General features: G+C 54.1%; 27 protein-coding genes. 2 read left to right on the top strand and 25 right to left on the bottom strand.

Going from position 1 to position 22,607, the window contains the following annotated elements; all coding sequences use genetic code 11:
• The first annotated feature begins 10 nt into the window (after positions 1-10).
• Complete coding sequence (locus PHE17_RS14425; protein WP_301016590.1) at positions 11-1,417, top strand: hypothetical protein; 1,407 nt, start codon at positions 11-13, stop codon at positions 1,415-1,417.
• Between the two features lie 62 nt (positions 1,418-1,479).
• Here PHE17_RS14425 and era read toward each other — a convergent pair whose 3' ends face one another.
• The 11 genes from era to rpoE all read right to left on the bottom strand — a co-directional run bounded on the left by era (position 1,480) and on the right by rpoE (position 10,154).
• Positions 1,480-2,367 carry a GTPase Era gene (era, locus tag PHE17_RS14420; RefSeq protein ID WP_301016589.1) on the bottom strand — a complete coding sequence of 296 codons (888 nt, stop codon included), beginning with the start codon at positions 2,365-2,367 and terminating at the stop codon, positions 1,480-1,482.
• The gene (gene rnc / locus PHE17_RS14415) at positions 2,364-3,029 is read right to left on the bottom strand and encodes a ribonuclease III (RefSeq protein ID WP_301016588.1); all 666 of its coding nucleotides are present in this window, start codon (positions 3,027-3,029) and stop codon (positions 2,364-2,366) included. The genes era and rnc overlap by 4 nt, the downstream gene beginning before the upstream one ends.
• Positions 3,026-3,409, bottom strand: coding sequence for a DUF4845 domain-containing protein (locus PHE17_RS14410; protein ID WP_301016587.1), 384 nt, complete (start codon positions 3,407-3,409; stop codon positions 3,026-3,028). The genes rnc and PHE17_RS14410 overlap by 4 nt, the downstream gene beginning before the upstream one ends.
• Before the next feature lie 67 nt (positions 3,410-3,476).
• Positions 3,477-4,241 (bottom strand): signal peptidase I, encoded by a 765-nt coding sequence (gene lepB / locus PHE17_RS14405; RefSeq protein WP_301016586.1) that lies wholly within the window; start codon positions 4,239-4,241, stop codon positions 3,477-3,479.
• Positions 4,242-4,262: 21 nt separating this feature from the next.
• A complete protein-coding gene (gene lepA / locus PHE17_RS14400; protein ID WP_301016585.1) occupies positions 4,263-6,068 on the bottom strand; it encodes a translation elongation factor 4 in 1,806 nt (601 codons plus the stop codon).
• Positions 6,061-6,318 carry a glutaredoxin family protein gene (locus PHE17_RS14395; RefSeq protein WP_301016584.1) on the bottom strand — a complete coding sequence of 86 codons (258 nt, stop codon included), beginning with the start codon at positions 6,316-6,318 and terminating at the stop codon, positions 6,061-6,063. Before PHE17_RS14395 ends, lepA begins: the two co-directional genes overlap by 8 nt.
• Positions 6,305-7,432, bottom strand: a complete 1,128-nt coding sequence (locus tag PHE17_RS14390) for a trypsin-like peptidase domain-containing protein (protein WP_301016583.1) — start codon at positions 7,430-7,432, stop codon at positions 6,305-6,307. The genes PHE17_RS14395 and PHE17_RS14390 overlap by 14 nt, the downstream gene beginning before the upstream one ends.
• Before the next feature lie 61 nt (positions 7,433-7,493).
• Entirely contained in the window at positions 7,494-7,982 is a 489-nt protein-coding gene (locus tag PHE17_RS14385; RefSeq protein ID WP_301016582.1) for a SoxR reducing system RseC family protein, read from the bottom strand.
• A 79-nt stretch (positions 7,983-8,061) separates the two neighbouring features.
• Positions 8,062-8,973 (bottom strand): MucB/RseB C-terminal domain-containing protein, encoded by a 912-nt coding sequence (locus PHE17_RS14380; protein WP_301016581.1) that lies wholly within the window; start codon positions 8,971-8,973, stop codon positions 8,062-8,064.
• Complete coding sequence (locus tag PHE17_RS14375) at positions 8,957-9,541, bottom strand: sigma-E factor negative regulatory protein (protein WP_301016580.1); 585 nt, start codon at positions 9,539-9,541, stop codon at positions 8,957-8,959. Before PHE17_RS14375 ends, PHE17_RS14380 begins: the two co-directional genes overlap by 17 nt.
• A 37-nt stretch (positions 9,542-9,578) precedes the next feature.
• The gene (gene rpoE, locus PHE17_RS14370; protein WP_301016603.1) at positions 9,579-10,154 is read right to left on the bottom strand and encodes an RNA polymerase sigma factor RpoE; all 576 of its coding nucleotides are present in this window, start codon (positions 10,152-10,154) and stop codon (positions 9,579-9,581) included.
• A 111-nt stretch (positions 10,155-10,265) separates the two neighbouring features.
• Here rpoE and nadB point away from each other — a divergent pair, with 111 nt between their 5' ends.
• A complete protein-coding gene (nadB, locus tag PHE17_RS14365) occupies positions 10,266-11,864 on the top strand; it encodes an L-aspartate oxidase (RefSeq protein ID WP_301016579.1) in 1,599 nt (532 codons plus the stop codon).
• Between the two features lie 11 nt (positions 11,865-11,875).
• On the opposite strand, the gene PHE17_RS14360 is transcribed toward nadB, so the two are convergent.
• The 14 genes from PHE17_RS14360 to PHE17_RS14295 form a co-directional block, all read right to left on the bottom strand.
• A complete protein-coding gene (locus tag PHE17_RS14360; protein WP_301016578.1) occupies positions 11,876-12,646 on the bottom strand; it encodes a fumarylacetoacetate hydrolase family protein in 771 nt (256 codons plus the stop codon).
• A 68-nt stretch (positions 12,647-12,714) separates the two neighbouring features.
• Entirely contained in the window at positions 12,715-13,707 is a 993-nt protein-coding gene (locus PHE17_RS14355; RefSeq protein WP_301016577.1) for a hypothetical protein, read from the bottom strand.
• Positions 13,700-14,134, bottom strand: a complete 435-nt coding sequence (locus tag PHE17_RS14350; RefSeq protein WP_301016576.1) for a DUF2384 domain-containing protein — start codon at positions 14,132-14,134, stop codon at positions 13,700-13,702. The genes PHE17_RS14355 and PHE17_RS14350 overlap by 8 nt, the downstream gene beginning before the upstream one ends.
• A 4-nt stretch (positions 14,135-14,138) precedes the next feature.
• Positions 14,139-14,420, bottom strand: coding sequence for a segregation and condensation protein A (locus PHE17_RS14345; protein WP_301016575.1), 282 nt, complete (start codon positions 14,418-14,420; stop codon positions 14,139-14,141).
• A gap of 79 nt (positions 14,421-14,499) precedes the next feature.
• Positions 14,500-15,627: a tRNA 2-selenouridine(34) synthase MnmH gene (mnmH, locus tag PHE17_RS14340; RefSeq protein ID WP_301016574.1), complete on the bottom strand. Its 1,128-nt coding sequence runs from the start codon at positions 15,625-15,627 to the stop codon at positions 14,500-14,502.
• A gap of 1 nt (position 15,628) precedes the next feature.
• Positions 15,629-16,672 (bottom strand): selenide, water dikinase SelD, encoded by a 1,044-nt coding sequence (selD, locus tag PHE17_RS14335; protein ID WP_301016573.1) that lies wholly within the window; start codon positions 16,670-16,672, stop codon positions 15,629-15,631.
• Positions 16,669-17,331: a riboflavin synthase gene (locus PHE17_RS14330; RefSeq protein ID WP_301016572.1), complete on the bottom strand. Its 663-nt coding sequence runs from the start codon at positions 17,329-17,331 to the stop codon at positions 16,669-16,671. Before PHE17_RS14330 ends, selD begins: the two co-directional genes overlap by 4 nt.
• Positions 17,331-18,452 carry a bifunctional diaminohydroxyphosphoribosylaminopyrimidine deaminase/5-amino-6-(5-phosphoribosylamino)uracil reductase RibD gene (gene ribD, locus PHE17_RS14325; RefSeq protein WP_301016571.1) on the bottom strand — a complete coding sequence of 374 codons (1,122 nt, stop codon included), beginning with the start codon at positions 18,450-18,452 and terminating at the stop codon, positions 17,331-17,333. The genes PHE17_RS14330 and ribD overlap by 1 nt, the downstream gene beginning before the upstream one ends.
• Complete coding sequence (gene nrdR / locus PHE17_RS14320; RefSeq protein WP_301016570.1) at positions 18,449-18,958, bottom strand: transcriptional regulator NrdR; 510 nt, start codon at positions 18,956-18,958, stop codon at positions 18,449-18,451. Before nrdR ends, ribD begins: the two co-directional genes overlap by 4 nt.
• Before the next feature lie 6 nt (positions 18,959-18,964).
• Complete coding sequence (glyA, locus tag PHE17_RS14315) at positions 18,965-20,245, bottom strand: serine hydroxymethyltransferase (RefSeq protein WP_301016569.1); 1,281 nt, start codon at positions 20,243-20,245, stop codon at positions 18,965-18,967.
• Between the two features lie 104 nt (positions 20,246-20,349).
• Positions 20,350-20,877: an META domain-containing protein gene (locus PHE17_RS14310; RefSeq protein WP_301016568.1), complete on the bottom strand. Its 528-nt coding sequence runs from the start codon at positions 20,875-20,877 to the stop codon at positions 20,350-20,352.
• 177 nt (positions 20,878-21,054) lie between these two features.
• Positions 21,055-21,633, bottom strand: coding sequence for a histidine phosphatase family protein (locus tag PHE17_RS14305; RefSeq protein ID WP_301016567.1), 579 nt, complete (start codon positions 21,631-21,633; stop codon positions 21,055-21,057).
• Positions 21,630-22,193: a 1,6-anhydro-N-acetylmuramyl-L-alanine amidase AmpD gene (gene ampD, locus PHE17_RS14300; protein ID WP_301016566.1), complete on the bottom strand. Its 564-nt coding sequence runs from the start codon at positions 22,191-22,193 to the stop codon at positions 21,630-21,632. Before ampD ends, PHE17_RS14305 begins: the two co-directional genes overlap by 4 nt.
• Positions 22,190-22,543, bottom strand: coding sequence for a thioredoxin family protein (locus PHE17_RS14295; protein WP_301016565.1), 354 nt, complete (start codon positions 22,541-22,543; stop codon positions 22,190-22,192). The genes ampD and PHE17_RS14295 overlap by 4 nt, the downstream gene beginning before the upstream one ends.
• Positions 22,544-22,607: the final 64 nt, after the last annotated feature.

Here is a 22,607-nt window from a genome sequence, read left to right as displayed (position 1 = left end):
GTCGAAATTTATGGATCCAATTGGCGCATTAGACCCCCTCACCAACTTACTCCCTGACATGCTCAAACCACTGGGCGCTTTGTGGTTTTTCTGGGCGCTGTTTGTGTTCTGGACATTGTTGAATCCGGGCGAAGGCCGCAACCGTTGGCTCAGCTACATCAATGGTGGGCTTGCCGACTATTACCGCCGCAACCTCAAACGCCTGCTCGACTACACCGCCATCCACTGGTTCAAAGACCAAGCCGCGCTAAAGCCGTCACGCCTAGAAGACATACACTACCCCCATGCTTTCGGTGTCAAAACCTTCACCGAGCCAGCCTTCGACTTCAGCGTCCGTGTGGCACTCGTCTATCCCATCCTATCTTTACTGGTGTTTTGGGCATTCACTGGGCAAGGCGGGCAAATCGGCGGAATGACCGTGATGCCCGCACTGGATGCGTGGTGGCAACGTTGGTCAGTGCTGATATGGATGGCAGTTACGTTTTGGCTTTATTATAAAGGCATCACTCGCAGTGGTTGGAGGGAGTGGGCTTATCTTTTCGCTTTCGCTGTCGCTGGCGCTGGCGCTGGCGCTGTCGCTTTCGCTGGCGCTTTCGCTGGCGCTGGCGCTGGCGCTTGGTTGATGGAGAAATTATACAAAATCATGCGGCATAAAGGAACGGCAGGCTGGTTCTGGGCAGGGTTTGTGCCATTTTACCTGTTAGCAGGGGCGGGGGTGGTGTATTGGCTTGTCCAGCAGCCGGGAGTAACAACAGACAGTTTGATGTTGTTGTTGTTTTATGCGCTGTTGCCGTTGTTGAATGTGGTGTGGGACTGGTTGTCGCTGGGGGTGACGCGCAGCCTGTTGTACGCAATTGCGGATAAGGTGCATGGCGGTTGGACTGCGTTTGTCTGGGCATTATTGGATGGGGTGCTGGCGCTGGGGTTCCTGCTCCTGATTACGCTGACGGTGACAGTGGGGATTGCTGCAACAAACTGGGTGGCACAACTCGGCGGTGGTTGTGGTGCATCAGTATTCGATTTGCAGTTGTTGTTTGATGGCATTCGGGTGGATGCGCTGCACCCCGATTATTGGTGGCTGTACTTTATGTTCCTGTACACATTGGTTCCCACCGTTCTGCACATGATCATTGCTTCGTTGTCGGTGTTGTTATGGGTTCCACGGCAAAAACTCACGGAGTTGACCAAGGACTGGCGCAAGGATCAGCACAAATTCGACTTCCCCAAATTCATTTTTGCAGGCGGCTATCTGGCTGTGATTGCGCCGTTGGCGGTTTTCATGCCGATTATTTTGGTGCTGGTTTTGATTAAACTGCTGTTCAAGATCGGTGGTGGCTATACGTTTGGCGCGTGGTTGCTGGATGTCCTGCAAACCGTCGCCTCAAAGATTGACCCGTCGGTGATACCGCCATTGTAGGAGCCAGCCATGCTGGCGATCGCTTGCGGGGCAAGCTCCTACAAAAACGGGAAGGCAGTTCGCTAGTTGCTGATGCCAAGGCTCTGCAAATGCCGGGGGCTGTTTTCCCAGTTTTCTTCGACCCGCACCCACAATTTCAGCATCACTTTGCGCTCTAGGAAGGCTTCCAGCGAAATCCGTGCCGAACTGCCGATGCGTTTGAGGGTATCGCCCTTGTTGCCGATCACGATGCCTTTTTGGTTTTCGCGACTGACCCAGATGACGGCGTTAATGTCGGTGATATTGGGCTTTTCGTGGAAGGTTTCGATCTCAACGGCGGTGGAATACGGCATTTCCTGATGCAAATAGGTCATCAGTTGCTCGCGGATCAGTTCGCCGCAAATGAAGCGCGTGGATTGGTCGGTCACGTCATCTTCGGCGTACACCCAATCCTGTTCCGGCATGAGTTTGGCAAGCGCGGCCTTGAGTTGCGCGGTGTTCGTGCCTTTGGTGGCGGAGAGCGGGAAAATTTCCTTGAACGGGTATTTGCTCAACACTTCCGGGAGCCAACCGAACAACCTTTCCTTTTTTTCCACCTTATCGACTTTGTTGGCAACCAGAAACACCGGGCAAGTCAGGTGCGCAAGGCGTTTCAGCACCAGATCGTCTTCATCCGTCCAACGCAGCGCTTCAACCAGCATCACTACCGCATCCACGCCTTCCAACGCGGCAACCGCTTCGAGGTTGATGGTCTTGTTGAGCAGGCTTTTGGAGGCATGGTGGATGCCGGGGGTATCGACGAAAATCATCTGGTAATCGTCTTCGGTGAGGATGCCCCGGATGCTGTGCCGCGTGGTTTGCGGCTTATTGGCAATGGCTGAAACCTTGAACCCAATCAGGTGGTTCATGAGGGTAGATTTGCCGACATTGGGTCGCCCGACAATGGCGACATAACCGCAGCGTTGGGTCATTTGATAGTTACCTGTTGGAATGCAAGCCCTGCGGCTTCCTGCTCGGCCTTGCGGCGGCTACCGGAAGTACCTTGGGTGCGGATATTGAGTTTTGGGACAATGCATTCCGCCGTAAACATCTGGCGGTGTGCTTCGCCTTGCACATCAATCAGGTTGTATTCCGGCAAATCATGCCCGCGTGACTGGAGGAATTCCTGCAAGCGGCTTTTGGGGTCTTTGAGGTCATCTTCGGAAGGCAGGTTTTTCAAGCGCTCGCCAAAAACCGTCAAGACGAAGGTGTAAGCAGCTTCCAACCCTTGTTCTAGGTAAATGCAGCCGATCAAGGCTTCCAGCGCATCCGCCAGAATGGATTTACGGCGGAAACCACCGCTTTTGAGTTCCCCCGGCCCTAGCCGCAAGAAATCGCCCAAAGCGAACTCTGCTGAAATACCAGCCAATGCGTTTTCATTCACAAGGGATGCACGTAAACGGCTCAAGTACCCTTCGCTGGCGCGGGGAATCTTCTTGTAAAGCTCCGTGGTGATAATTAGCCCAAGCACGCTATCACCAAGAAACTCCATACGCTCGTTGTGTTTGCCATCCGCACTGCGGTGGGTGATGGCGCGGGTAAACGTCTCCGTCGCCATCAGTTCGCTACCAAGTAGCGTTTTTAGTTTGCTCAAGTATCTCCCGCCTTGCCAAGTTCCACCGAATAGTGGAATGTTGTCAGAAAATCAATATTTGCCAGCCAATGCTTGCGTGCTTCGTAGTTTACTACAAGTGCCCGCACATTTTTCTTGCCTTGCACCTGTTCCAGTGAAAAAGCATCCGATGACAGCGTGTACAGGCCGTTGATGTTCATGTAGTCCTCAACCTTGCTTTTAATCTGCTGCTTGCTCGCGGTCATCAAACTTGCGTCATTGGCAATCTCATTCGCCAACGAACGTACTGCATAAAATTCCATGTACAAAGGCAGCAGCTTAACAGCACTGACAAAGATAAATGCCACGATGCCTGCCGTCGCCATCCATGAAAAAAACGTTGCACCTGCTTGTTTACGCATTACTTTTCACCTTTATTGTTATGATTGGTGGGATTGTAGGGAGGGGGACATCGCCCCCCCCTACGGATTAATCTATCGAGTTACCGATCCGCGAAAACTTAAAGCCATCACCGCCAAAACTGAGGTGCATCCACACATACGTGGCTTTACCCACCACATTGGCTTCGGGGACTAAGCCCCAATAACGGCTGTCATTACTCATGTCGCGGTTATCACCCATCATGAAATATTCGCCGGGTGGTACGGTAATGGAACCTTGCGGCCCCGGCGACCTCGGCACAACCAGAATATCATGTTTCACACCCAGCAAATCTTCCATTAGTCGGGTGGTGGGATGGCTACCATTATTCTGGTCTAACGCCACATAGTCACCAACGAGATCACGATGCAGCTCCACACCATTGACTTTCAAGCTTTTGTTATTCCACTCCACCACATCACCGGGCACGCCAATCAAGCGCTTGATGTAATCGACCTTAGGGTTTTCTGGGTAACGGAACACCACCACATCGCCGCGTGTGGGCTTGCCAAGCTCAAGGATTTTGGTATGCAAAACCGGCAAACGCAGCCCGTAAGCAAACTTGTTCACCAAAATGAAATCACCGATTTCCAAGGTAGGCAACATGGAGCCGGAAGGGATACGGAAAGGCTCAGCGACAAACGAGCGCAACACCAGCACCGCCAGTAATACCGGGAAAAACGAACGGGCGTATTCCACCAATACTGGCTCATTTTCATCCTGCTGATGACCACTGAACAGCCAGAACAACAACCAAACAACACCTGTTAGTGCGGTTGCTGAAACTAACCAAAACTCCAGATCAAAATCCATATCCTAATCCTTAAACCTGTTTTATTTATCGCTAACTTTGAGCACAGCGAGGAAAGCTTCCTGTGGAATTTCCACGCTGCCGACCTGTTTCATGCGCTTTTTGCCTTCTTTCTGCTTTTCCAGCAACTTGCGTTTGCGGCTTACGTCACCGCCGTAGCACTTCGCCAATACGTCTTTACGCATGGCTTTGACCGTACTGCGGGCAATAATGTTGCTGCCAATCGCGGCCTGAATCGCCACTTCGTACATTTGGCGCGGGATCAGGTCTTTCATCTTTTCGACCAATTGGCGACCGCGTGACTGGGCAAAATCACGGTGGATCATCAATGCCAAGGCATCCACTTTTTCGCCATTCACCAATACATCGACCCTAACCATCGGAGCTGGTTCAAACCGATCCATCGCATAGTCGAAGGAAGCATAACCCCGGCTGCACGATTTCAAGCGGTCGAAAAAGTCCATCACCACTTCCGCCAAAGGCAATTCAAAAGTCAGCGACACTTGGTTGCCCATGTATTGCATGTTCTTTTGCACGCCGCGCTTTTCAATACACAGCGTAATGACGTTGCCAAGGTATTCCTGTGGAACAAGGATAGTACCGCGAATGATAGGTTCACGGATTTCCGCCAATTTATTGATAGGCGGTAGTTCTGAGGGGCTATGAATGAAGGTTTTCTCACCATTCGTCAGCACCACTTCGTAAATAACCGTGGGCGCGGTGGAAATCAGGTCGAGGTTGTATTCACGTTCCAGCCGTTCCTGCACGATTTCCATGTGCAACATGCCCAAGAAACCGCAGCGGAAACCAAAGCCCAAAGCTTGCGACGTTTCTGGTTCATAGAACAAAGCGGAATCGTTCAATTTCAGCTTGGAAAGCGCATCCCGCAAGTTTTCGTATTGGTCGGATTCAATCGGAAACAAACCGGCAAAAACGCGCGGCTGGATTTCCTTAAAACCGGCAAGTGCAACTTCGGCAGGCTTTTGCGCATCAGTGATGGTGTCACCGACTTTCGCGGCGGTGATGTCCTTGATGCCGGAAATCATGAAACCGACTTCACCCGAGCGCAACACATCCAAATCTTTCATTTTCGGGGTATAAACGCCGACGCGCTCAACTTGGAAATCACGCCCGGTGGACATGAAGCGGATTTTCATTTTCTTGCGGATTTCACCGTCAATGACCCGCACCAACACCACCACGCCAAGGTAGTTATCGAACCACGAGTCAACGATCAAGGCTTTCAGCGGAGCATCGGGGTCGCCTTTGGGTGGCGGAATGCGTTCCACCAATTGTTCCAACAGGTCTTCAATACCAATGCCGCTTTTAGCACTGACACGCACCGCATCGGTGGCATCAATGCCGATAATGTCTTCAATTTCTTGGCACACGCGGTCAGGGTCGGCAGCAGGCAGGTCAATCTTGTTGAGTACCGGCACGACTTCCAAATTCAGGTCGATCGCGGTGTAGCAGTTGGCAACGCTTTGCGCTTCCACCCCTTGCGAGGCATCGACGACCAGCAACGCGCCGTCACATGCCGCCAAAGAACGCGACACTTCATAGGAAAAGTCCACGTGCCCCGGCGTGTCGATAAAGTTCAGGTGATAAATTTCGCCATTACGGGATTTGTAATCCAAGGAGACGCTTTGCGCCTTGATGGTGATGCCGCGCTCACGTTCCAAGTCCATGGAATCCAGTACTTGAGCTTCCATTTCACGCGCTTCCAACCCCCCGCAATATTGGATAAAACGGTCGGACAACGTAGATTTGCCGTGGTCGATATGCGCAATGATTGAAAAGTTGCGGATGTTCTTGTTCGCCTCACCCATGCTGTAATGCTTGCCTCAAAATCGCTTCGTCGAAGAAATGCCAGAATAAAATCCGCTCTCCCCATGCAACCACTGGTACATCGGCATTGAAACGCGCTTTTAAGTCCGCATCTGCATCAATGTCTACCAGCACGAAGCCAAAATCCAGTTCATCCTGAAATTCAGCCAAAAGTGCCACCATCTCATCACAGAGATGACAGCCCACGCGATGATACACGGTCAGATGGTTTTTTGCTTCACTCTCTTGCATCGGCATCGCCCTTCCCGGTAAGTGCCGCGTCCTTAGGCAAGGCTGCAATCACCATTTCGACAGTTTGGTCTTGCCCACCGCGCCGGATATTCACGCTCACGAGTTTGCCCAACACGGTACTGGCAACCAACGGCGGTAATGACGCGGCATCAGGAATGGGCTTGCCATCAAATGCCATAATGATGTCACCGGGCTGCAACACACCCACTGCCGGGCCATTCGGCATGACTTGCGCCACTAACGCCCCCTCTGACGTGGACAAATTGAAAGACTGCGCCAGTTTGGCATCCAATTCTTGAACGTAAACCCCGATCCAACCGCGCGAAACACTGCCCTTGTTTTTCAACTGCTTGACGACATCCAGCGCAACATCAATGGGAATAGCGAATGACACCCCCATGAAACCACCGGAACGGCTGTAAATCTGCGAGTTGATGCCAACCACTTCCCCTGCCAGATTGAACAACGGGCCACCGGAATTACCGGGGTTAATCGCCACATCGGTTTGGATAAAGGGGACGTAATTTTCAGTAGGGAGGCTGCGACCTTTAGCACTAACAATCCCTGCCGTAGCACTGTGGTCGAAACCGAATGGGGAACCGATTGCCAGCACCCATTCGCCCACTTCCAACTTCTGCGAATTGCCCATTTTCAGCACCGGCAAGCCCCTCGCCGCGACTTTCAGCAAGGCAATATCCGTGCGCTCATCGCTGCCGACAATAGTAGCGGGCAGCTCGCGCCCGTCGCTCAGTTTGACCCTTACCTCATCCGCGCCATCAATCACATGGTAGTCGGTGACAATATAACCATCTGAGGAAAATACAAAACCGGAGCCGCGTGCATCGCTATTGAAATCGAACGGGCTTGTGCCGTTACCGTCATTGTCGAAGTAACGCTTCATCATTTCGTCGAATAATGCTTCGTTTTCTGGTGTCCTGAGTTCTTCGGGCAGGTCTTTTTGGGGCGAAACTGTTTGTTTGGTACTGATATTGACGACGGCAGGGCTGTTTTTCTTCACCAAGGCGCTGAATTGCGGCAAATCACGCGCAAAAAGACTGCCAACGGATAGGCAAGCACCCGCAAGCACGAGGGCTTGCAGTAGGCGTTTCAACATCAAACACTTCTCCAGAAGACCAGAATATAGGCGGCAACTATGCGGGAGAAGTCACAGGCAATCAAGCAGATGGAAGGATATGGGCGTAAATTTGCTGTTCCCTGCCACGCAAGATCACTGGCTGGAAAGTTGGCGAATGCAGGGAACGGGAACTGAATACATTGGCGAAACGCAAGCCACCCAATAGCCCAGCAGCTCCTGCCATGATTGCACCTAATTCAGCATCCAGACCCAACATGGCGAAGATGGAATTACCCACGATGGCGGACACAATCAAGCCCAGCAACGGCATCAAGTACGCCAACACGGAATAAATAACCAACGCTTCGCCTTGCATACCCACAATGACTTGCTCACCGGGGCGGGCATACAACGGGTTCAGCACGCGCATCTTTTGCGGCTCTTTCGCACGCATAAAATCGAAGGGTGAAGATGAAGAACAGGAGGAAGCCCCTGATGCACAGCCCGTACAGCCACTCGCCTTTTGTTGCGGTATCACCCATGCGTAGCCGGGTTCGACGCTGACGACTTTAGCGGATTGTTCAATCATGTTACTGCCCCCTTTTAGTATTTCACTACTATTGTAGCGGGGGGAGCTTGACTCAAACTTAATCATTGCATCGTCCCGATTAGCGGGCATGATGCAGTCCTTCACTGATGCTTCTCAGGGTCGCCACAGGCACTTCCCCGACCAGCGTCACTTTGTGCTTATCGACTTCAGCCGTGAAAATATTCATTGCCCCAGCGGACAATTCCACACTTTCCAACGCCCCCGGATCATCCTGTTGGGCGATAAAGACCGAGACGGAAGTCATGCCATCCGACAAGATAAGCTGGCGCACGGGCGCTCGCCCATTGCTGCCTTCCTGCATCAAACGTTTGGTTTGTTGGAAACCGGCAGGCAATGACGCAAACGACCAGCCTGCATCATCCGTAACCTCTGGTATAGGAGCCATATCAGCTACAACAGGTGCTGGCGCGACGCTGGCTTTGTTAAGCATTTCAGGCTGCGGCGCACCTTGGGAAATATCCAATGCGGTGAACATCAACTGCTCAACCGATTCGTGGTTACGGTCAACCAGCGAATATTTCAGCAACATGCCATTGGAGGGGTCAATGCAGTAACGTTGCAAATAACGCATCCGGTCACGCGGGCGTGCCACTACAATCCGGCACGCACGGTTGGCGACGAACTCATCACCACCGAAATCCAGTGAGTAAACCTGTTCCATTTGCGGCTGGACTTGCTGGAATTTCGCCAGCGAGAAACTTTCCGCCGCACCGGGTGCACCTGCACCACCTTGATCCAAACGGGTTACACTTTCCTTTTCCGCCCCACCTGCTTGCGTGTGGCTGATCTGGTAGGTGGTAAGCTCGTTACCTTGCGCATAAACCAGCGTACCTGTGTAACTGAGCGTATGCACGGCACTGCGCATTTTCGCCAGTAAATCCATCGCCTCATCAGCCACACTGGGCGCTGACCATGCCAGCAAGCCCATAAGTACAGCGACTGAAACAGAATGTTTAACGTTCATTGGCATAAGAAACTGCTCGGATTGACGGGGCAATAGCGGTTGAAGAGGCGTATTTCACATGCTGCGCAACGTATTGCTTCAGGATGTCACGGGTTTCTGGGTCAACACGCCCAAGCTGTTGGATACGTGCGTCCACTTCCGTAGCGGGTAAGGCAGCAGCCGTCTGGATAGGCGCTGACACAGCCGTAGCAGCTTGTTGTTGCCCGTTGCTGTTAGGCTGTTGCATGAACAACAAACCACCCACCGCAATCGCAGCGACTGCCGCAGCCATCCCAATACCTAATGTGCGGTAGGAATAAACAGCTTTACGTGGCGCGGCTACTGGCGCTGACTGCGTGTACGCAGGCTCATCGTCCAGCTCTTCTTGGATGCGGCTGAGCAGGGATGCACTCCCACGCCCCATGCGTTGCCCACTATTACCGGCACGCATAGCTTCGCCAATCAGCGCGTAACGTGACAAGGTTTGTCCTAATTCGTCATCTTTGTTCAGCTCATCCAGCAACCGGCGTTGCTCGAATTCACCTGCCTCATCGTCCAGTAAGGCCGACAAGAACTCTGTTTTGCTTGTATTCATTTCATTTCACCTGCACCTGAGACACTACTCTCGGGGTTTAACTCAGCAGTGGCCTCAAGACCTTATCAATCGACTCACGCGCACGGAAAATCCGCGAGCGCACAGTACCTATCGGACACTCCATTGTCACGGCTATTTCTTCGTAACTCATACCTTCCAGTTCCCGCAGCATGATCGCGGTGCGTAAATCCTCAGGCAAACTCTCAATCGCCTGATTGACTACTGTCTGGATTTCCGCCGTCAAAATTTCATGCTCAGGCGTTGCGTATTCCTTTAGAGCTGACTCACCACTAAATTGTTCCGCTTCATTTGCATCAATATCGGTATCAGGTAAACGACGGCTCTGTGACACCAGATAATTTTTCGCCGTGTTAATCGCAATGCGGTAAAGCCATGTGTAAAAAGCACTCTCGCCGCGAAAGTTTTTCAAGCCGCGATAGGCTTTGATGAACGCTTCCTGCGCCACGTCTTGGGCAGTGTCGTGGTCATGCACATAGCGCAGCACTAGGTTTATGACCTTGTGCTGATATTTTAGTACCAAAACATCAAATGATTTTTTATCCCCCGACTGGATACGCTGCACCAGTTCGAGATCAGTAGGCTTTTCGCCCATCAGGGCTGTACTCCTTGGTTGTTTTCCGCAAAGATTATATCCTACAGCCTGCCTGTCAACACCAACAATAGCGAAACCCATGCATCTACCCCACATTTCAGGAGGTTAACGGTGTACGACGTACTGATTATCGGTAGCGGCGCTGCCGGATTGACACTGGCGCTCAGTCTGCCAGAGACTTGCAAGATCGCCATTTTAAGCAAAGATGTCATCACCGAAGGCAGCACCGTTTATGCCCAAGGCGGTATGTCGGCGGTGCTGGATGCCACGGACAGCGTGGATTCGCATGTGGAAGACACCCTCAATGCCGGGGCGGGCTTATGCGATGAGGAAACCGTGCGTTTCACCGCAGAGAACGGCGCGAAGTCTATCGCATGGCTGTTGGAAGCCGGAGTGCCTTTCACCCGCGACGAACACGACCAAAGCCGTTTGCACCTGACCCGCGAAGGCGGGCACAGCCACCGCCGCATTGCCCACGCCGCTGATGCCAGTGGCGCGGCGATTGAAAACACCCTCGTTGGGCAAATCCTGCAACGCGCCAACATTACCGTGCTGGAACACCACATTGCCATCGACCTAATTACCAGCCGTAAACTGGGGCATCGCAGCAACCGCTGCATTGGCGCTTACGTTTACAACCGCAAAACCAAGCATATCGTCACCGTGCAAGCCCGCTTCACCACGTTGGCGACTGGCGGGGCAAGCAAGGTTTACCTGTATACCAGCAACCCGGATGGTGCAAGCGGTGACGGCATTGCGATGGCATGGCGGGCAGGCTGCCGGGTGGCGAACATGGAATTCATGCAATTCCACCCCACCTGCCTGTACCACCCGCACGCCAAATCCAGCTTGATCACCGAGGCGGTGCGCGGAGAAGGTGGGCGTTTGTTGCTGCCGGATGGAACCCGCTTCATGCCGCGTTTCGACCCTCGCGCTGAACTCGCCCCCCGTGACATCGTGGCACGGGCGATTGACCACGAAATGAAACGGCTGGGGCTGGATTGCGTCTACCTCGACATCAGCCATAAGCCTAAGGATTTCATCCTCAGTCACTTCCCCAATGTGTACGCCACCTGCGAAAAGTTTGGCTATGACATGAGCAAGCAGCCCGTACCCGTCGTGCCTGCGGCGCATTACACCTGCGGCGGGGTAATGGTTGACCGGGATGGGCGTACCGACGTGGACGCACTGTATTGCATCGGCGAAGCATCTTACACCGGGCTACACGGCGCAAACCGCATGGCGAGCAATTCGCTGCTGGAATGTATCGTTTACGGAAAAGCCACCGCGCAAGACATCATCAACCGCCTCGGCGAACCCGTGTTGCATTTGCCGATCCCCGCTTGGGATGAAAGCCGCGTCACGGATTCGGATGAGCGCGTAGTGATTACTCATAACTGGGATGAAATCCGCCGTTTCATGTGGGACTACGTGGGTATTGTACGCACCACTAAGCGCCTGCAACGCGCCCGCAACCGCATTGAATTGCTGCTACGTGAAATCGACGAATATTATGCCAACTTCCGTGTCACCAGCGATTTGCTTGAATTGCGTAATCTGGCGCTGGTGGCGCGGCTGATCATCCGTTCGGCGTTACTGCGCAAGGAAAGCCGGGGGTTGCATTACACCCTCGACTTCCCCAAAACCGAACACAAGCTGGACGGCATCCCCACCGTGCTTGACCCGATCACCACCTACCACCCGTATTAGCGCGGGCAGGTTTACGCGAAACGGTTGGTCAGCTCCCCTACTCCGGCGATGCTGACCACCACCGTGTCGCCGTCCTGCATCCCGCACACCCCGACGGACGTACCGCAGGCAATCACATCGCCCGCTTCCAGCGTCATGTCGTGGGAAATGCGGCTGACAATTTCGTAAGGGGAAAAGATCATGTCTGTGACGGGGTAGTTTTGCTTTTCCACACCATTCAGTTCGACCCGCACCCGTAGTAAGCTTGCCGGATCAAGATCGGTGGCAATGCTGGGGCCGAACACGCCGAAATTGTCAGCGCCTTTCGCCCGTGTCCAATGCACGAACACCGGGTCACGTTTGAGCAAGTCGCGGGAGGTAACATCGTTCACGCAGGTGTAGCCGAAAATGACACCCGGCGCATCCACCAGCGGTACGTCTTTACAGCGTTTGCCGATCACAATCCCCAATTCACCCTCGAACACCACCATGCCGTCATAACCTGTAGGGCGCGGGATCGGGTCGCCTTCGCCCGCAAAGGTATTGGCGGGTTTCAGGAAATACAGCGGGTGTTCCGGCGTGTGCAGGTTTTCCAGCACTGCGCGTTCGTGGAAGTTGTTCCACAGGCCAATCATTTTGGAAGGTTGGCAAGGCATCAGCAAGCGCACATCCGCCACGGCAAATTCACGCCCAGTGGCGCGGTTTTCCCCGAACAATTCACCTTCGTATTCGGCAATCGTGCCATCTGCCAGTGTGCCGAAACGGGTTGCCCCGGCGGCTTCAAAACGTACCCAACGCGCCATGCTGTCCTCTCTTGATTTGCGGTTATCAGTGGGGGAATAGCTTACTGTTGCGGCGCACAAAAAGCCAGTCAGCGAGACAATGCATCCCAATTTGCCATCCGTGTCTGCCAGAATTTCCACAAGGGTGCAGATTGGCAATGCAAGGTGCGGCCATCGCAAGCACTCAGGCTCACGCTGAACTTGCCGGATTTCATCCCTGCCAGTGCCGGGGCAAACCAGTTTTCTTCTAGGCCGTTCAGGGCATCTTGCCAGCCTTGCAGGTCGTCAGCGACAGCGGGTTGCAGCAGGTCTTCGAGAATAATGACCTGATTGCCGCCGCTGAAATCGCAATCGGGGAGTTTTGTGGCGGCTTGCTGTGGCGTTTGGGTGGCAGAGGCCATGACTTCGGCAGTTGTGGAAGTGCCGATAAATCCTCCCCGCCCCCCCTTTTGCAAAGGGGGGAGAGCCGTAGGGAGAGATGCGCCCCACAGCCACAGGGCATTGGCGGACGTACCGCTGGTGTGCAGGAGCATTTGCAATTCATTCAACAAGCGATGCCAGTAACGTTCACCACGCGGCAACAGCGGGAAAATGCTTTGCCCCAGAGCTTTCAGTAACGGCACGGTTTGTAGCGAGGCATCAATCCGTTCCCCCAGCAAATACCAGCGTTGTGGATGGTTTGCCACCAGTTGCAGGCCATCTTCTGCCAGATGCTTGTTCAGAATAACCAGCAAGGTTTCCATTTCTGGCACGCTTAACGGCGGTAATTCTGGGCGCATCAATACTTGGTCAATCCCGGTTTGCAACGCTACTGGATCAGCGCATAACAGCGGCTGTTCCGGCGGCACACCAAAATCGGACAAGTAGCGGTAGTAGGCAAACGGGATTTCCGTATCAGCAGGATGCCCGCACAGGTGGAATAGGGTATTTTCCAGCCCTTGCACAGGAAGCGTTTCCGGGCGGGCATTAGCGCACAAACGTAACAAGTTTTCTGCTTGCGGTTGGAAGGCAAAATCCTTACGCCAGAGTTTAAGCGGTTGGAACAAGCCCGGAACCAGCAAATGCAGGTGCATTTTAGCCAAGCTGCGCAGCCTTTTGCTGGCTGGCGTTCAAAGCATCATTGATCGCATAGCCGTAGGCGCAATCCACTTCGATGCGGACTTTCATCAGGCCATCCGTGCCTTCATCCAACATCACTGCCAGCGGGGAACGTTGCTGGAAACGCCTGTGCGGTTTTTGCAACCACATTACGCGCATTTGGCTACTGAACGGGAACGTCGTGCGCAGCGCATCCGCAATACCGACCAAATGGTCAATGCGGTGCATGATGTCTTCGGTTTGCGGGAAAGCCTTCATGCCTTGGCGATATTGCTGCAAGTGGCGCGGGCGCACATCCTCCGGTAAACCCAACACAGCGAGCATGTCTTCCGCGCTGATCTTCCATTCGTCCAAGTGATGCACAACCGCCCTTGTCAATGCGCCCATTTCCTCAGGGGAAAACTGCTGCATAGCTTTAGTCCTTTTTCAAGCCGTGCATTGACACCACATTAGTCGTGCGTTGCTCGTCAATAAAGTGTGGGCGGTCTTGCACGTCAATCCCTGCTTGTTGCGCCAGTTCACGTTCGCGGGCAGCAATCAGGTCGAAGCATTTTTTGACATCTTCCACCGTGCTATCGGAGAGCGGATATTGCACAGCCGAATCTGACGGCGTGAGGTCACGGATAATCTTGCCGAGTGTTTTGCGCATCGCCATCAGGATGCGTTTTTCCGTGGAGAGATGTTCTTCTGCTGACATAAAACCTTACCTCGAACCTGAAAGTGGTGAAACTATCCTAACACTGCACGCAATACCATACCACAAAGGTAGGATATGACTAGCAAATCCCCTGCCCCGCGAGGTATTCGCGTACCTCATCCGGCGACCCAGTAAACACCAGCCGCTCTTGTTTCTTGCCGATTTGGTAGTCATACATCGGGTCGTAATAATCCAGCAGGATGAAACGCACCCAAGGGTAATGCGCCTCTGTCGAACCGTTGGCTGCTTGTATTGCTAGCGCATCCTGCATCAGCTTACGCACTTGCTGGTAACGTACCCCACCCAAACGCCGCTGGATTTTTTCCAAACTGCCCAGCAAATAAGCGGTGAAAGCGGCAAACCCGGCTTGCGCATCGCCCAACAAGGCCGTAAAAGCCGCCGACGTATCCACCACGTATTCCTGATAGCTGATTTCTACGCGCTCATCATCCGACACCTGCATCAGCACCAACGGGGCATTGCTCAATGTAGCAAAGAACGTTTCCGGCAAATGCACCGAACCGATCATGCGGCTTTCGTCTTCAAACAACAGCGCAGCTTGTACTTGATAAAACTTGCGTAACAACGCGATTGCCAAGGTATTTTCAAAACTGATTTGGCTAGGCTGCGGGGTGGGTTGCGAGCCAAATGCCGAACCGCGATGATTAGCCACACCTTCTAAATCAATCTGTTGCTCGAAGTTTCTCAGAAAACGGGTTTTGCCCGATCCAGTACGCCCGCTCAGCACAAACGGACGGAAATCACTGGGCAAGTTTTCCAGTTGTTCCAGCAAAAAACGCCGCATGGCCTTATAGCCACCGTTAACACGCGGGTAACGGATGCCAGTTTGCTCAAACAACCACTGCTGTGAAATGCGCGAACGTAAACCACCACGAAAACAGTACAGCACGCCATCGGGGTGTTGGCGCACGAATTCCGCCCAGTTTGCCACCCTGCCCGCTTTGATGTCGCCGCTGACCCGTTCCAAGCCCAGCGCAATCGCTTCATCTTGCCCCAATTGCTTGTAACGCTTGCCGATCAGGTCACGGTCAACGTCATCCATCAGCGGCAGGTTAGTGCTGCACGGGAACGCGCCTTCCTTAAATTCGATGGGCGCACGCACATCCAGCATCGGGCGGTCGTGCAAGAACAGTTCCCGCAAATCGTCGACCAGTGGTAAATCCTTGCCCGCCTGCTGCAATGCCATGTTATTCAACCGTAATCAAGGCAGCGCCCGCCACGGGTTCGCGCAGATAGCCAATCGGCTGTAAATCCATACCCGCATCACGGCACACCATCAGGAAATCGGCTTCGCCTTCGAGCGTGACGGCTACCAGCAAACCGCCGCTGGTTTGGGGGTCGCAAATAATCTGGCGCTGGCGCTCGCTCATGTCGCCCAAGGCATAGCCGTAGCTGTCGAAATTGCGTTTTGCCCCACCCGGCGAACAATCCAAATCAAGGTATTGCGGGATGTGCGGCAACACCGGCACTTGGTCGAATTGGATGACCGCTTGGATGCCGCTGCCTTCGCACATTTCGCGCAAATGCCCGCCCAGCCCAAAGCCCGTCACATCGGTCAGTGCGGTGACGCAGGCCAATTTGCCCAATTCCTCACCAAGGGAATTCATCCGGCACATGACATCAACGGCAAGGTTGGTGTGTTCCGGCAATAACACTTTGCGTTTTTGTGCGGTGGTGAGGATGCCGATACCAATCGGTTTGGTGAGAAAAAGTTTGCAACCCGCCTGTGCGGTACTGTTCTGTTTGAGGTTAGCCGTTGCCACCACGCCCGTGACCGCCAGCCCGAAAATGGGTTCCGGCGCGTCAATGCTGTGCCCACCTGCCAGCGGGATACCAGCGTCTTGGCAGGCTTTACGCCCACCTTCGACCACTTCGCGCCCCACTTCCGGCGGTAATTTATCCAAAGGCCAGCCGAAAATCGCAATCGCCATGATCGGTTTACCGCCCATCGCGTACACGTCGCTGATCGCATTGGTGGCAGCGATGCGCCCGAAGGTAAACGGGTCATCCACAATCGGCATGAAAAAGTCAGTGGTGCTGATCACGGCCGTACCATTACCCAAATCGTACACGGCGGCATCGTCACGGGAACTGTTGCCGACCAGCAGCGCATCGCACACATCCGGCGGTAACTGGCTGTGCAGGATTACATCCAACACGGCAGGGGAAATTTTGCAACCGCAGCCAGAGCCGTGGCTGTATTCGGTCATGCGGATAATGGTGTCGCTCATTTCATAAACCCATGTTCAGCGAGAAAGGCTTCGGTAATGCCACCTGAAGAAGCCGATTGCGCGGCCTTATCCCCCAGCAGCAAGCGTTCGAGGTAACGGGCAATGATGTCCACTTCCAGATTGACCTTTGTGCCTGCGTGGTAGCCTGCGATGATGGTTTCTTCCAATGTATGCGGCACGATATTGAGTTCAAAGGTGCTGCCATCGACCTTATTGACTGTGAGGCTGGTTCCGTCGATGCAGATGGAGCCTTTCGCCGAAATGTATTTCGCTAGGCTGTCCGGGGCGCGGATGGAAAAACGCACCGAACGCCCGTCATCGTGGCGGCTAATGACTTCGCCCAAGCCGTCCACATGCCCGCTGACCAAGTGCCCACCCAAACGGGTTTGCAGGGTCAGGGCTTTTTCCAGATTCACGCTGGAGCCACGGTTGAGATTGCCGAGGCTGGTTAGGGAGAGGGTTTCGCGGGAAACGTCCGCGCTGAAACTGCTGCCATCAAATGCAATCGCAGTCAGGCACACGCCATTGACGGCAATGCTGTCGCCGAGCGCCACATCATTCATGTCCAGCTTGCCGGTCGCAATGCTCAGGCGCATGTCGCCGCCCTTGGGTTGCATGTCGCGGACAGTGCCGATGGACTGGATAATTCCGGTAAACATCAGTGTGTAACCTCTTGTTTCAAGACTGCAATGAGTCGCCAATCCTGCCCGACAGCGCGGATGTCGCGGATGTCCAGCGCAATGCGCTCGTGCATCCGGGCAATGTGTGGCAAGTTAAATAATGCACGGGCGCTGGAACCCATCAAGTGTGGCGCAAGGTAAATCACCAATTCGTCGGCGAAACCTTGCTCAACCAACACACCACAAAGTGTCGCCCCCGCTTCGACGTGGACTTCGGTAATGCCGTCATCCACCAACGCTGCCATGACTTCAGGCAGTTGTAATTTGTTGCCTGCGAAACGCCGCACGATTACTCCCGCCTGTTCCAGTTGGGTGATTTTCTGCACGTCGGTACTGCATGTGTAAATGCGGGTCGTGCCGGGAATATCCAACATTTTCGCGGTCAGTGGAAACTGTAAACTGGAATCCAATACCACCCGCACGGGTTGGTAAACTTCCCCGCTAATCCCCAGTTCTGCGGCAGTCAGGCGTACATTGAGCGAAGGGTCATCTGCCAATACCGTGCCAATCCCGGTGAGGATAGCCCCCGCTTGCGCCCGCAGGAATTGCACATCGCGCCGCGCTGCCTCACCCGTGATCCACACACTTTCGCCCGATTCCATCGCGGTACGCCCGTCCAAACTCATCGCCATTTTCAGGCGGATGTAGGGGCGGTTACGTTCCATGCGAGAAATGAAACCGGGGTTGAGGGCGCGGGCATCACTTTCCAACAAACCGGAGGCAGTAACAATCCCCGCTTGTTGCAATACCCGCAAGCCATTACCTGCCACCAGCGGATTGGGGTCAACCATTGCTGCCACTACCCGTGCAACACCGGCTTGCACCAAGGCATTGGCGCACGGGGGGGTTCGCCCGAAATGGGAACAAGGTTCCAACGTAACGTATACATCCGCGCCACGGGCGGCTTCGCCTGCCATGCGTAGCGCGTGGATTTCGGCGTGGGGTTCGCCAGCGCGTTCGTGCCAGCCTTCGCCGACAATTTGCCCGTCGCGTACAATCACGCAACCGACTCGCGGGTTAGGCTGGGTGGTGTACAAACCACGCCGCGCCAGTTGCAGCGCCCGCGCCATGTAACGGTGATCGTCGGCGGTGAAACTCATACTTTAGGGGGACGTGGCAGCAAGTCGATCTGGCGGTTGCGCTGTTCCGGGGTCGGGTCGCTTTCCAGATGTTCGATCATGCTGCGGAATTCTTCAATGTCATCGAAACGGCGGTAGACGGAAGCAAAGCGGATGTAAGCGACTTCATCCAGTTGGCGCAATTCGTCCATCACCAGTTCACCGATGATGGAGGAAGCCACTTCGCGTTCGCCGCTGATGAGAATTTTTTTGCGGATGTGGCTGAGTGCGGCTTCGATCCTTTCAATCGAAACCGGCCTTTTTTCCAGCGCCCGCATGATGCCACCGCGTAACTTATCGTCGTTAAACGGCTCACGCGCAGCATTGGACTTGATGACGCGCGGCATGGTCAGTTCCGCCACTTCATAGGTGGTGAAACGTTCATCGCAAGCCACGCAACGGCGACGGCGGCGCACTTGGTCGCCTTCGTTCGCCAAGCGGGAGTCAACTACCCGCGTGTCATCTGCTCCGCAAAAAGGGCAACGCATCGTGGGTTATGCCGGGTAATCGCCAAGCGAAGTCCCAGACGCATACACCGGGAAGCGTGCACAGATGTCCAATACCTGACCTTTAACGCGCTCGATAGTCGCGGTGTCGGTGATATTGTCCAGCACGTCTGCCATCCAGTTTGCCAGTTGCGCCGTTTCCGCTTCCTTGAAACCACGGGTAGTGATCGCAGGCGTACCCACGCGGATACCGCTGGTCACGAAAGGCGATTGCGGGTCGTTCGGCACAGAGTTTTTGTTAACCGTGATGTTCGCAGCACCCAACGCCGCATCCGCCGCTTTCCCGGTAATGCCTTTGGCAATCAGGTCAACCAGCATCAGGTGATTGTCTGTACCGCCAGAAACGATTTTGTAACCACGTGCAATCAGGGTTTCTGCCATGACTTTCGCATTTTTGGCAACTTGCTGTTGGTAAGTGGTGAATTCAGGTTCCAACGCTTCCTTGAACGCAACTGCTTTGGCGGCGATGACGTGCATCAATGGGCCACCTTGGATACCGGGGAATACCAGCGAGTTGAATTTCTTTTCCAGATCAGGATTGGATTTCGCCAGAATAACGCCGCCACGCGGGCCACGCAGGGTTTTGTGGGTGGTGGAGGTCGTTACGTCAGCGATTTGTACTGGGCTTGGGTAAACACCCGCAGCAACCAAACCGGCAACGTGCGCCATGTCCACCATCAGGTAAGCGCCTACTTTGTCAGCGATTTCGCGGAACTTGCCCCAATCAATGACGCGGGAATAAGCGGAGAAACCAGCAACAATCATTTTCGGCTTGTGTTCGACTGCCAAACGCTCAACTTCAGCGTAATCAATGTAGCCGTCGTCGGTAATGCCGTATTGCACAGCATTGTAAATTTTACCGGAGAAGTTAACTTTTGCCCCGTGGGTCAAGTGACCGCCGTGCGCAAGACTCATGCCCAACACGGTATCACCGGGGTTCAGCAGCGCCATGTATACGGCAGCATTGGCTTGTGAGCCGGAATGCGGTTGCACGTTGGCATAATCCGCGCCAAACAGCTTTTTCACGCGGTCGATAGCCAGTTGTTCCGCCACGTCGACGTATTCGCAGCCACCGTAGTAACGCTTGGCAGGATAACCTTCCGCATACTTGTTGGTCAGTACGGAACCTTGTGCTTCCATGACACGCGGGCTGGCGTAGTTTTCGGAGGCAATCAGCTCAATGTGCTCTTCCTGACGGCGCACTTCGGCCTGCATTGCACCCCACAATTCATCATCATATCCTGCAATTTTCATCTGGCTGGAAAACATGCCGCTTTTCTCCTGAACCGGGAACTAAAAAAGCGTTGCATTATACCACCGTTTTGCAACTCAATGTATGGTGTTTTGTGGGGCGCAAACACACACGATTTAGTTTAGGCTGGTGCATCAAACTTCTTGGTGAAAATAACCGCCGGATCGCCGTTGCGGTTAAAGAAATGCAGCATCGCGCCTTCTTGTTGCACACTGCCTGCCCGCATCAGGGTACGCAGGTAATCACCTTCCCAGCTACCCACGTTGATGGTGGGGCCACCGGGAACCGTCGGCAGCACATTGCACGCATTCCTGTCTTTATCGTACCCCGTCATCATGAAGCCAGTGTGACCGACACGCTTGAACTTGGCAGTGTAATTGTTACAACCTGCATTGCCGGTCAATGTGTTTTCACCGACTTCCATGTTGATCTCAAGTTCGGGCGGGGTTTCGTGCCCATACACAGAAAATAGCCGCCATTTGCTCCCTAACAACGAAGGGCCGCCACTGTTCAAAGGGCACGCACCGGGAGGTAAAGCGGGGGCAGCATCTGCCGCCATCAAACGGCCTGCTGCCAGTGCTAAGGGCAAAAGGAGCAAACTCCGGCGGGTTTGCATAAATGACCGGGACATAACGATAGGCGTTTTCATTGAATTCCCTCTCTCGACAAGGCTTGAATGCTTGGAATTTCTGTCAATCCAAAACACGACCGACTGATCCCTCGTCACCCGATGTGTTTTTTTGGCTACACCTCAAAGTATAGGTCAGCGTAGGAATTCTGCCGGACTGAATGCTTTTCCGCTCCTATTGTTGCCCTTATACAACACTTAAAAGACCAATTGCACCCCTTTGAAATCGTCCTGATGAACAGCGAAAAAAGCCGCGAATGACAAGCTGATACGTTGCTGTGCGGTGATCGGCGCACCCAAAAGGTGCACAGCAATCGCCCGCATTGTGCCTGCATGAGAAACCAGCAAAATATGTTTTCCGGCATACTGTTCTTGCACTTGCGCGAAAGCTTGCGTGACCCGCTGGGCGAAAGTTTCCAGCGGTTCTGCACCTTGCGGACGGCAATGGAGCGGGTCGGCATACAACGCGCGGTAAGCTTCGGGCTGGGTCGCTTGAATGTCTTCCGGCCGTAAACCTTCCCACGCGCCGTAACCGGCTTCGCGCAAGTCGGGTATGACTTCCAACGGCAGACCGTATTTTTCCGCCACGGCACTGGCAAACGCATGGCAACGGCTCATGGGAGAAGTGACGATAGCATCCCAACCGCCTTTGCCTTCAATCGCTGCCCACATTTGTTGCCAACCGCGCTCGCTTAAGGAATGGTCAGTGCCGCTGCCACGGTACATATTGCCGCCTTCGGGTTCACCGTGGCGCAGCAAGTCAATTATTGTTCTCATGCAGGTAACGCGACTCCCAAGGTTTTGCTTAAACGCTGCCAATCGAAGAAGGGGCCGGGGTCGGTTTTACGCCCCGGCGCGATATGTTCGTGCCCGGTGATGTGTTGCAAGCTCAAGGTCGGGTAAGCTGCTACCAATGCGGGCAGTAATTGTTCCAATTGCTGGTATTGTGCTTCGGTGAAAGTTTCAAAGTCCGTACCTTCGATCTCGATGCCGATAGAAAAATCATTGCAGCGTTCCCTGCCCTGATAGTTGGATACGCCTGCGTGGAATGCCCGTTTGTGAAATGGCACGTATTGGACGATCTCACCTTCTCGCCGGATCAGCAGGTGGCTAGCGACGCGCAGATGACAGATTTCCGCAAAGAAAGGATGCGCGGCGGGGTCAAGCTGATTGGTGAATAGGTGGTCGATCCAGTTGCCACCGAATTCGTAGGGCGGCAGGCTGATATTGTGCAGCACGATCAGGTCGGGGGTACAACCGTCCGGGCGTTCGTCATAGTTGGGCGATGGGCATTGGCGGGCGCAATCCAACAGCCCTGTTGCGGTATCAATGTTCATGGTTCGTCCTCGGCGGGCTGGCTCAGGGCGGTTTGGATGGCGTGGTGGATGCGGGCAGGCAACGCTTCGCACTTCAATTCGCAGTGGTAGTGCCCATCCACATACAGGAACAGCGCGGGCAGATGGAAAATATCCAACGCATTGACCAGCCCGCCGTTGTGGACAGCATCGACCTCAAATACCGGCAACGGCGAGTGTGTGTGCAGGAATTTTTCCAACGCCCGCTTGAGGCTACGGCACGCACCGCAGTTGGGCGCTGTGAAAAACACCAGTGCTGCGCCGGGCGTTTCTTCTAGCACATGATGGAAGTTCAGGTCGGTAAGGCTTGCGATTTTTGTCATAGCGGGCATTATATGCGCCCTGCCCCTTCGCTTGAACAGGCTTGCGCCAAACGTACTGCTTCGGCCTGAAACT

The sequence above is a fragment of the Thiothrix sp. genome (assembly GCF_028714775.1).
Taxonomy (GTDB): Bacteria; Pseudomonadota; Gammaproteobacteria; order Thiotrichales; family Thiotrichaceae; genus Thiothrix.
The sequence above is the reverse complement of the archived record's forward strand: the minus strand, read 5'-3'. Positions and strand labels throughout refer to the sequence as shown.

Bases quoted from the DNA above. Each gene is read 5' to 3' on its own strand.
- lepA (WP_301016585.1), bottom strand. From the start codon at position 6,068: ATGGGTGAGGCGAACAAGAACATCCGCAACTTTTCAATCATTGCGCAT.
- PHE17_RS14375 (WP_301016580.1), bottom strand. From the start codon at position 9,541: ATGAATACAAGCAAAACAGAGTTCTTGTCGGCCTTACTGGACGATGAG.
- PHE17_RS14305 (WP_301016567.1), bottom strand. From the start codon at position 21,633: ATGAGAACAATAATTGACTTGCTGCGCCACGGTGAACCCGAAGGCGGC.
- PHE17_RS14425 (WP_301016590.1), top strand. From the start codon at position 11: ATGGATCCAATTGGCGCATTAGACCCCCTCACCAACTTACTCCCTGAC.
- nrdR (WP_301016570.1), bottom strand. From the start codon at position 18,958: ATGCGTTGCCCTTTTTGCGGAGCAGATGACACGCGGGTAGTTGACTCC.
- ribD (WP_301016571.1), bottom strand. From the start codon at position 18,452: ATGAGTTTCACCGCCGACGATCACCGTTACATGGCGCGGGCGCTGCAA.
- selD (WP_301016573.1), bottom strand. From the start codon at position 16,672: ATGAGCGACACCATTATCCGCATGACCGAATACAGCCACGGCTCTGGC.
- PHE17_RS14310 (WP_301016568.1), bottom strand. From the start codon at position 20,877: ATGAAAACGCCTATCGTTATGTCCCGGTCATTTATGCAAACCCGCCGG.
- lepB (WP_301016586.1), bottom strand. From the start codon at position 4,241: ATGGATTTTGATCTGGAGTTTTGGTTAGTTTCAGCAACCGCACTAACA.
- PHE17_RS14295 (WP_301016565.1), bottom strand. From the start codon at position 22,543: ATGCCCGCTATGACAAAAATCGCAAGCCTTACCGACCTGAACTTCCAT.
- PHE17_RS14390 (WP_301016583.1), bottom strand. From the start codon at position 7,432: ATGTTGAAACGCCTACTGCAAGCCCTCGTGCTTGCGGGTGCTTGCCTA.
- PHE17_RS14395 (WP_301016584.1), bottom strand. From the start codon at position 6,318: ATGCAAGAGAGTGAAGCAAAAAACCATCTGACCGTGTATCATCGCGTG.
- PHE17_RS14380 (WP_301016581.1), bottom strand. From the start codon at position 8,973: ATGCCAATGAACGTTAAACATTCTGTTTCAGTCGCTGTACTTATGGGC.
- era (WP_301016589.1), bottom strand. From the start codon at position 2,367: ATGACCCAACGCTGCGGTTATGTCGCCATTGTCGGGCGACCCAATGTC.
- PHE17_RS14360 (WP_301016578.1), bottom strand. From the start codon at position 12,646: ATGGCGCGTTGGGTACGTTTTGAAGCCGCCGGGGCAACCCGTTTCGGC.
- PHE17_RS14410 (WP_301016587.1), bottom strand. From the start codon at position 3,409: ATGCGTAAACAAGCAGGTGCAACGTTTTTTTCATGGATGGCGACGGCA.
- ampD (WP_301016566.1), bottom strand. From the start codon at position 22,193: ATGAACATTGATACCGCAACAGGGCTGTTGGATTGCGCCCGCCAATGC.
- glyA (WP_301016569.1), bottom strand. From the start codon at position 20,245: ATGTTTTCCAGCCAGATGAAAATTGCAGGATATGATGATGAATTGTGG.
- PHE17_RS14350 (WP_301016576.1), bottom strand. From the start codon at position 14,134: ATGCAGCAGTTTTCCCCTGAGGAAATGGGCGCATTGACAAGGGCGGTT.
- rpoE (WP_301016603.1), bottom strand. From the start codon at position 10,154: ATGGGCGAAAAGCCTACTGATCTCGAACTGGTGCAGCGTATCCAGTCG.
- mnmH (WP_301016574.1), bottom strand. From the start codon at position 15,627: ATGGCATTGCAGCAGGCGGGCAAGGATTTACCACTGGTCGACGATTTG.
- PHE17_RS14330 (WP_301016572.1), bottom strand. From the start codon at position 17,331: ATGTTTACCGGAATTATCCAGTCCATCGGCACTGTCCGCGACATGCAA.
- PHE17_RS14385 (WP_301016582.1), bottom strand. From the start codon at position 7,982: ATGATTGAACAATCCGCTAAAGTCGTCAGCGTCGAACCCGGCTACGCA.
- PHE17_RS14345 (WP_301016575.1), bottom strand. From the start codon at position 14,420: ATGTCAGCAGAAGAACATCTCTCCACGGAAAAACGCATCCTGATGGCG.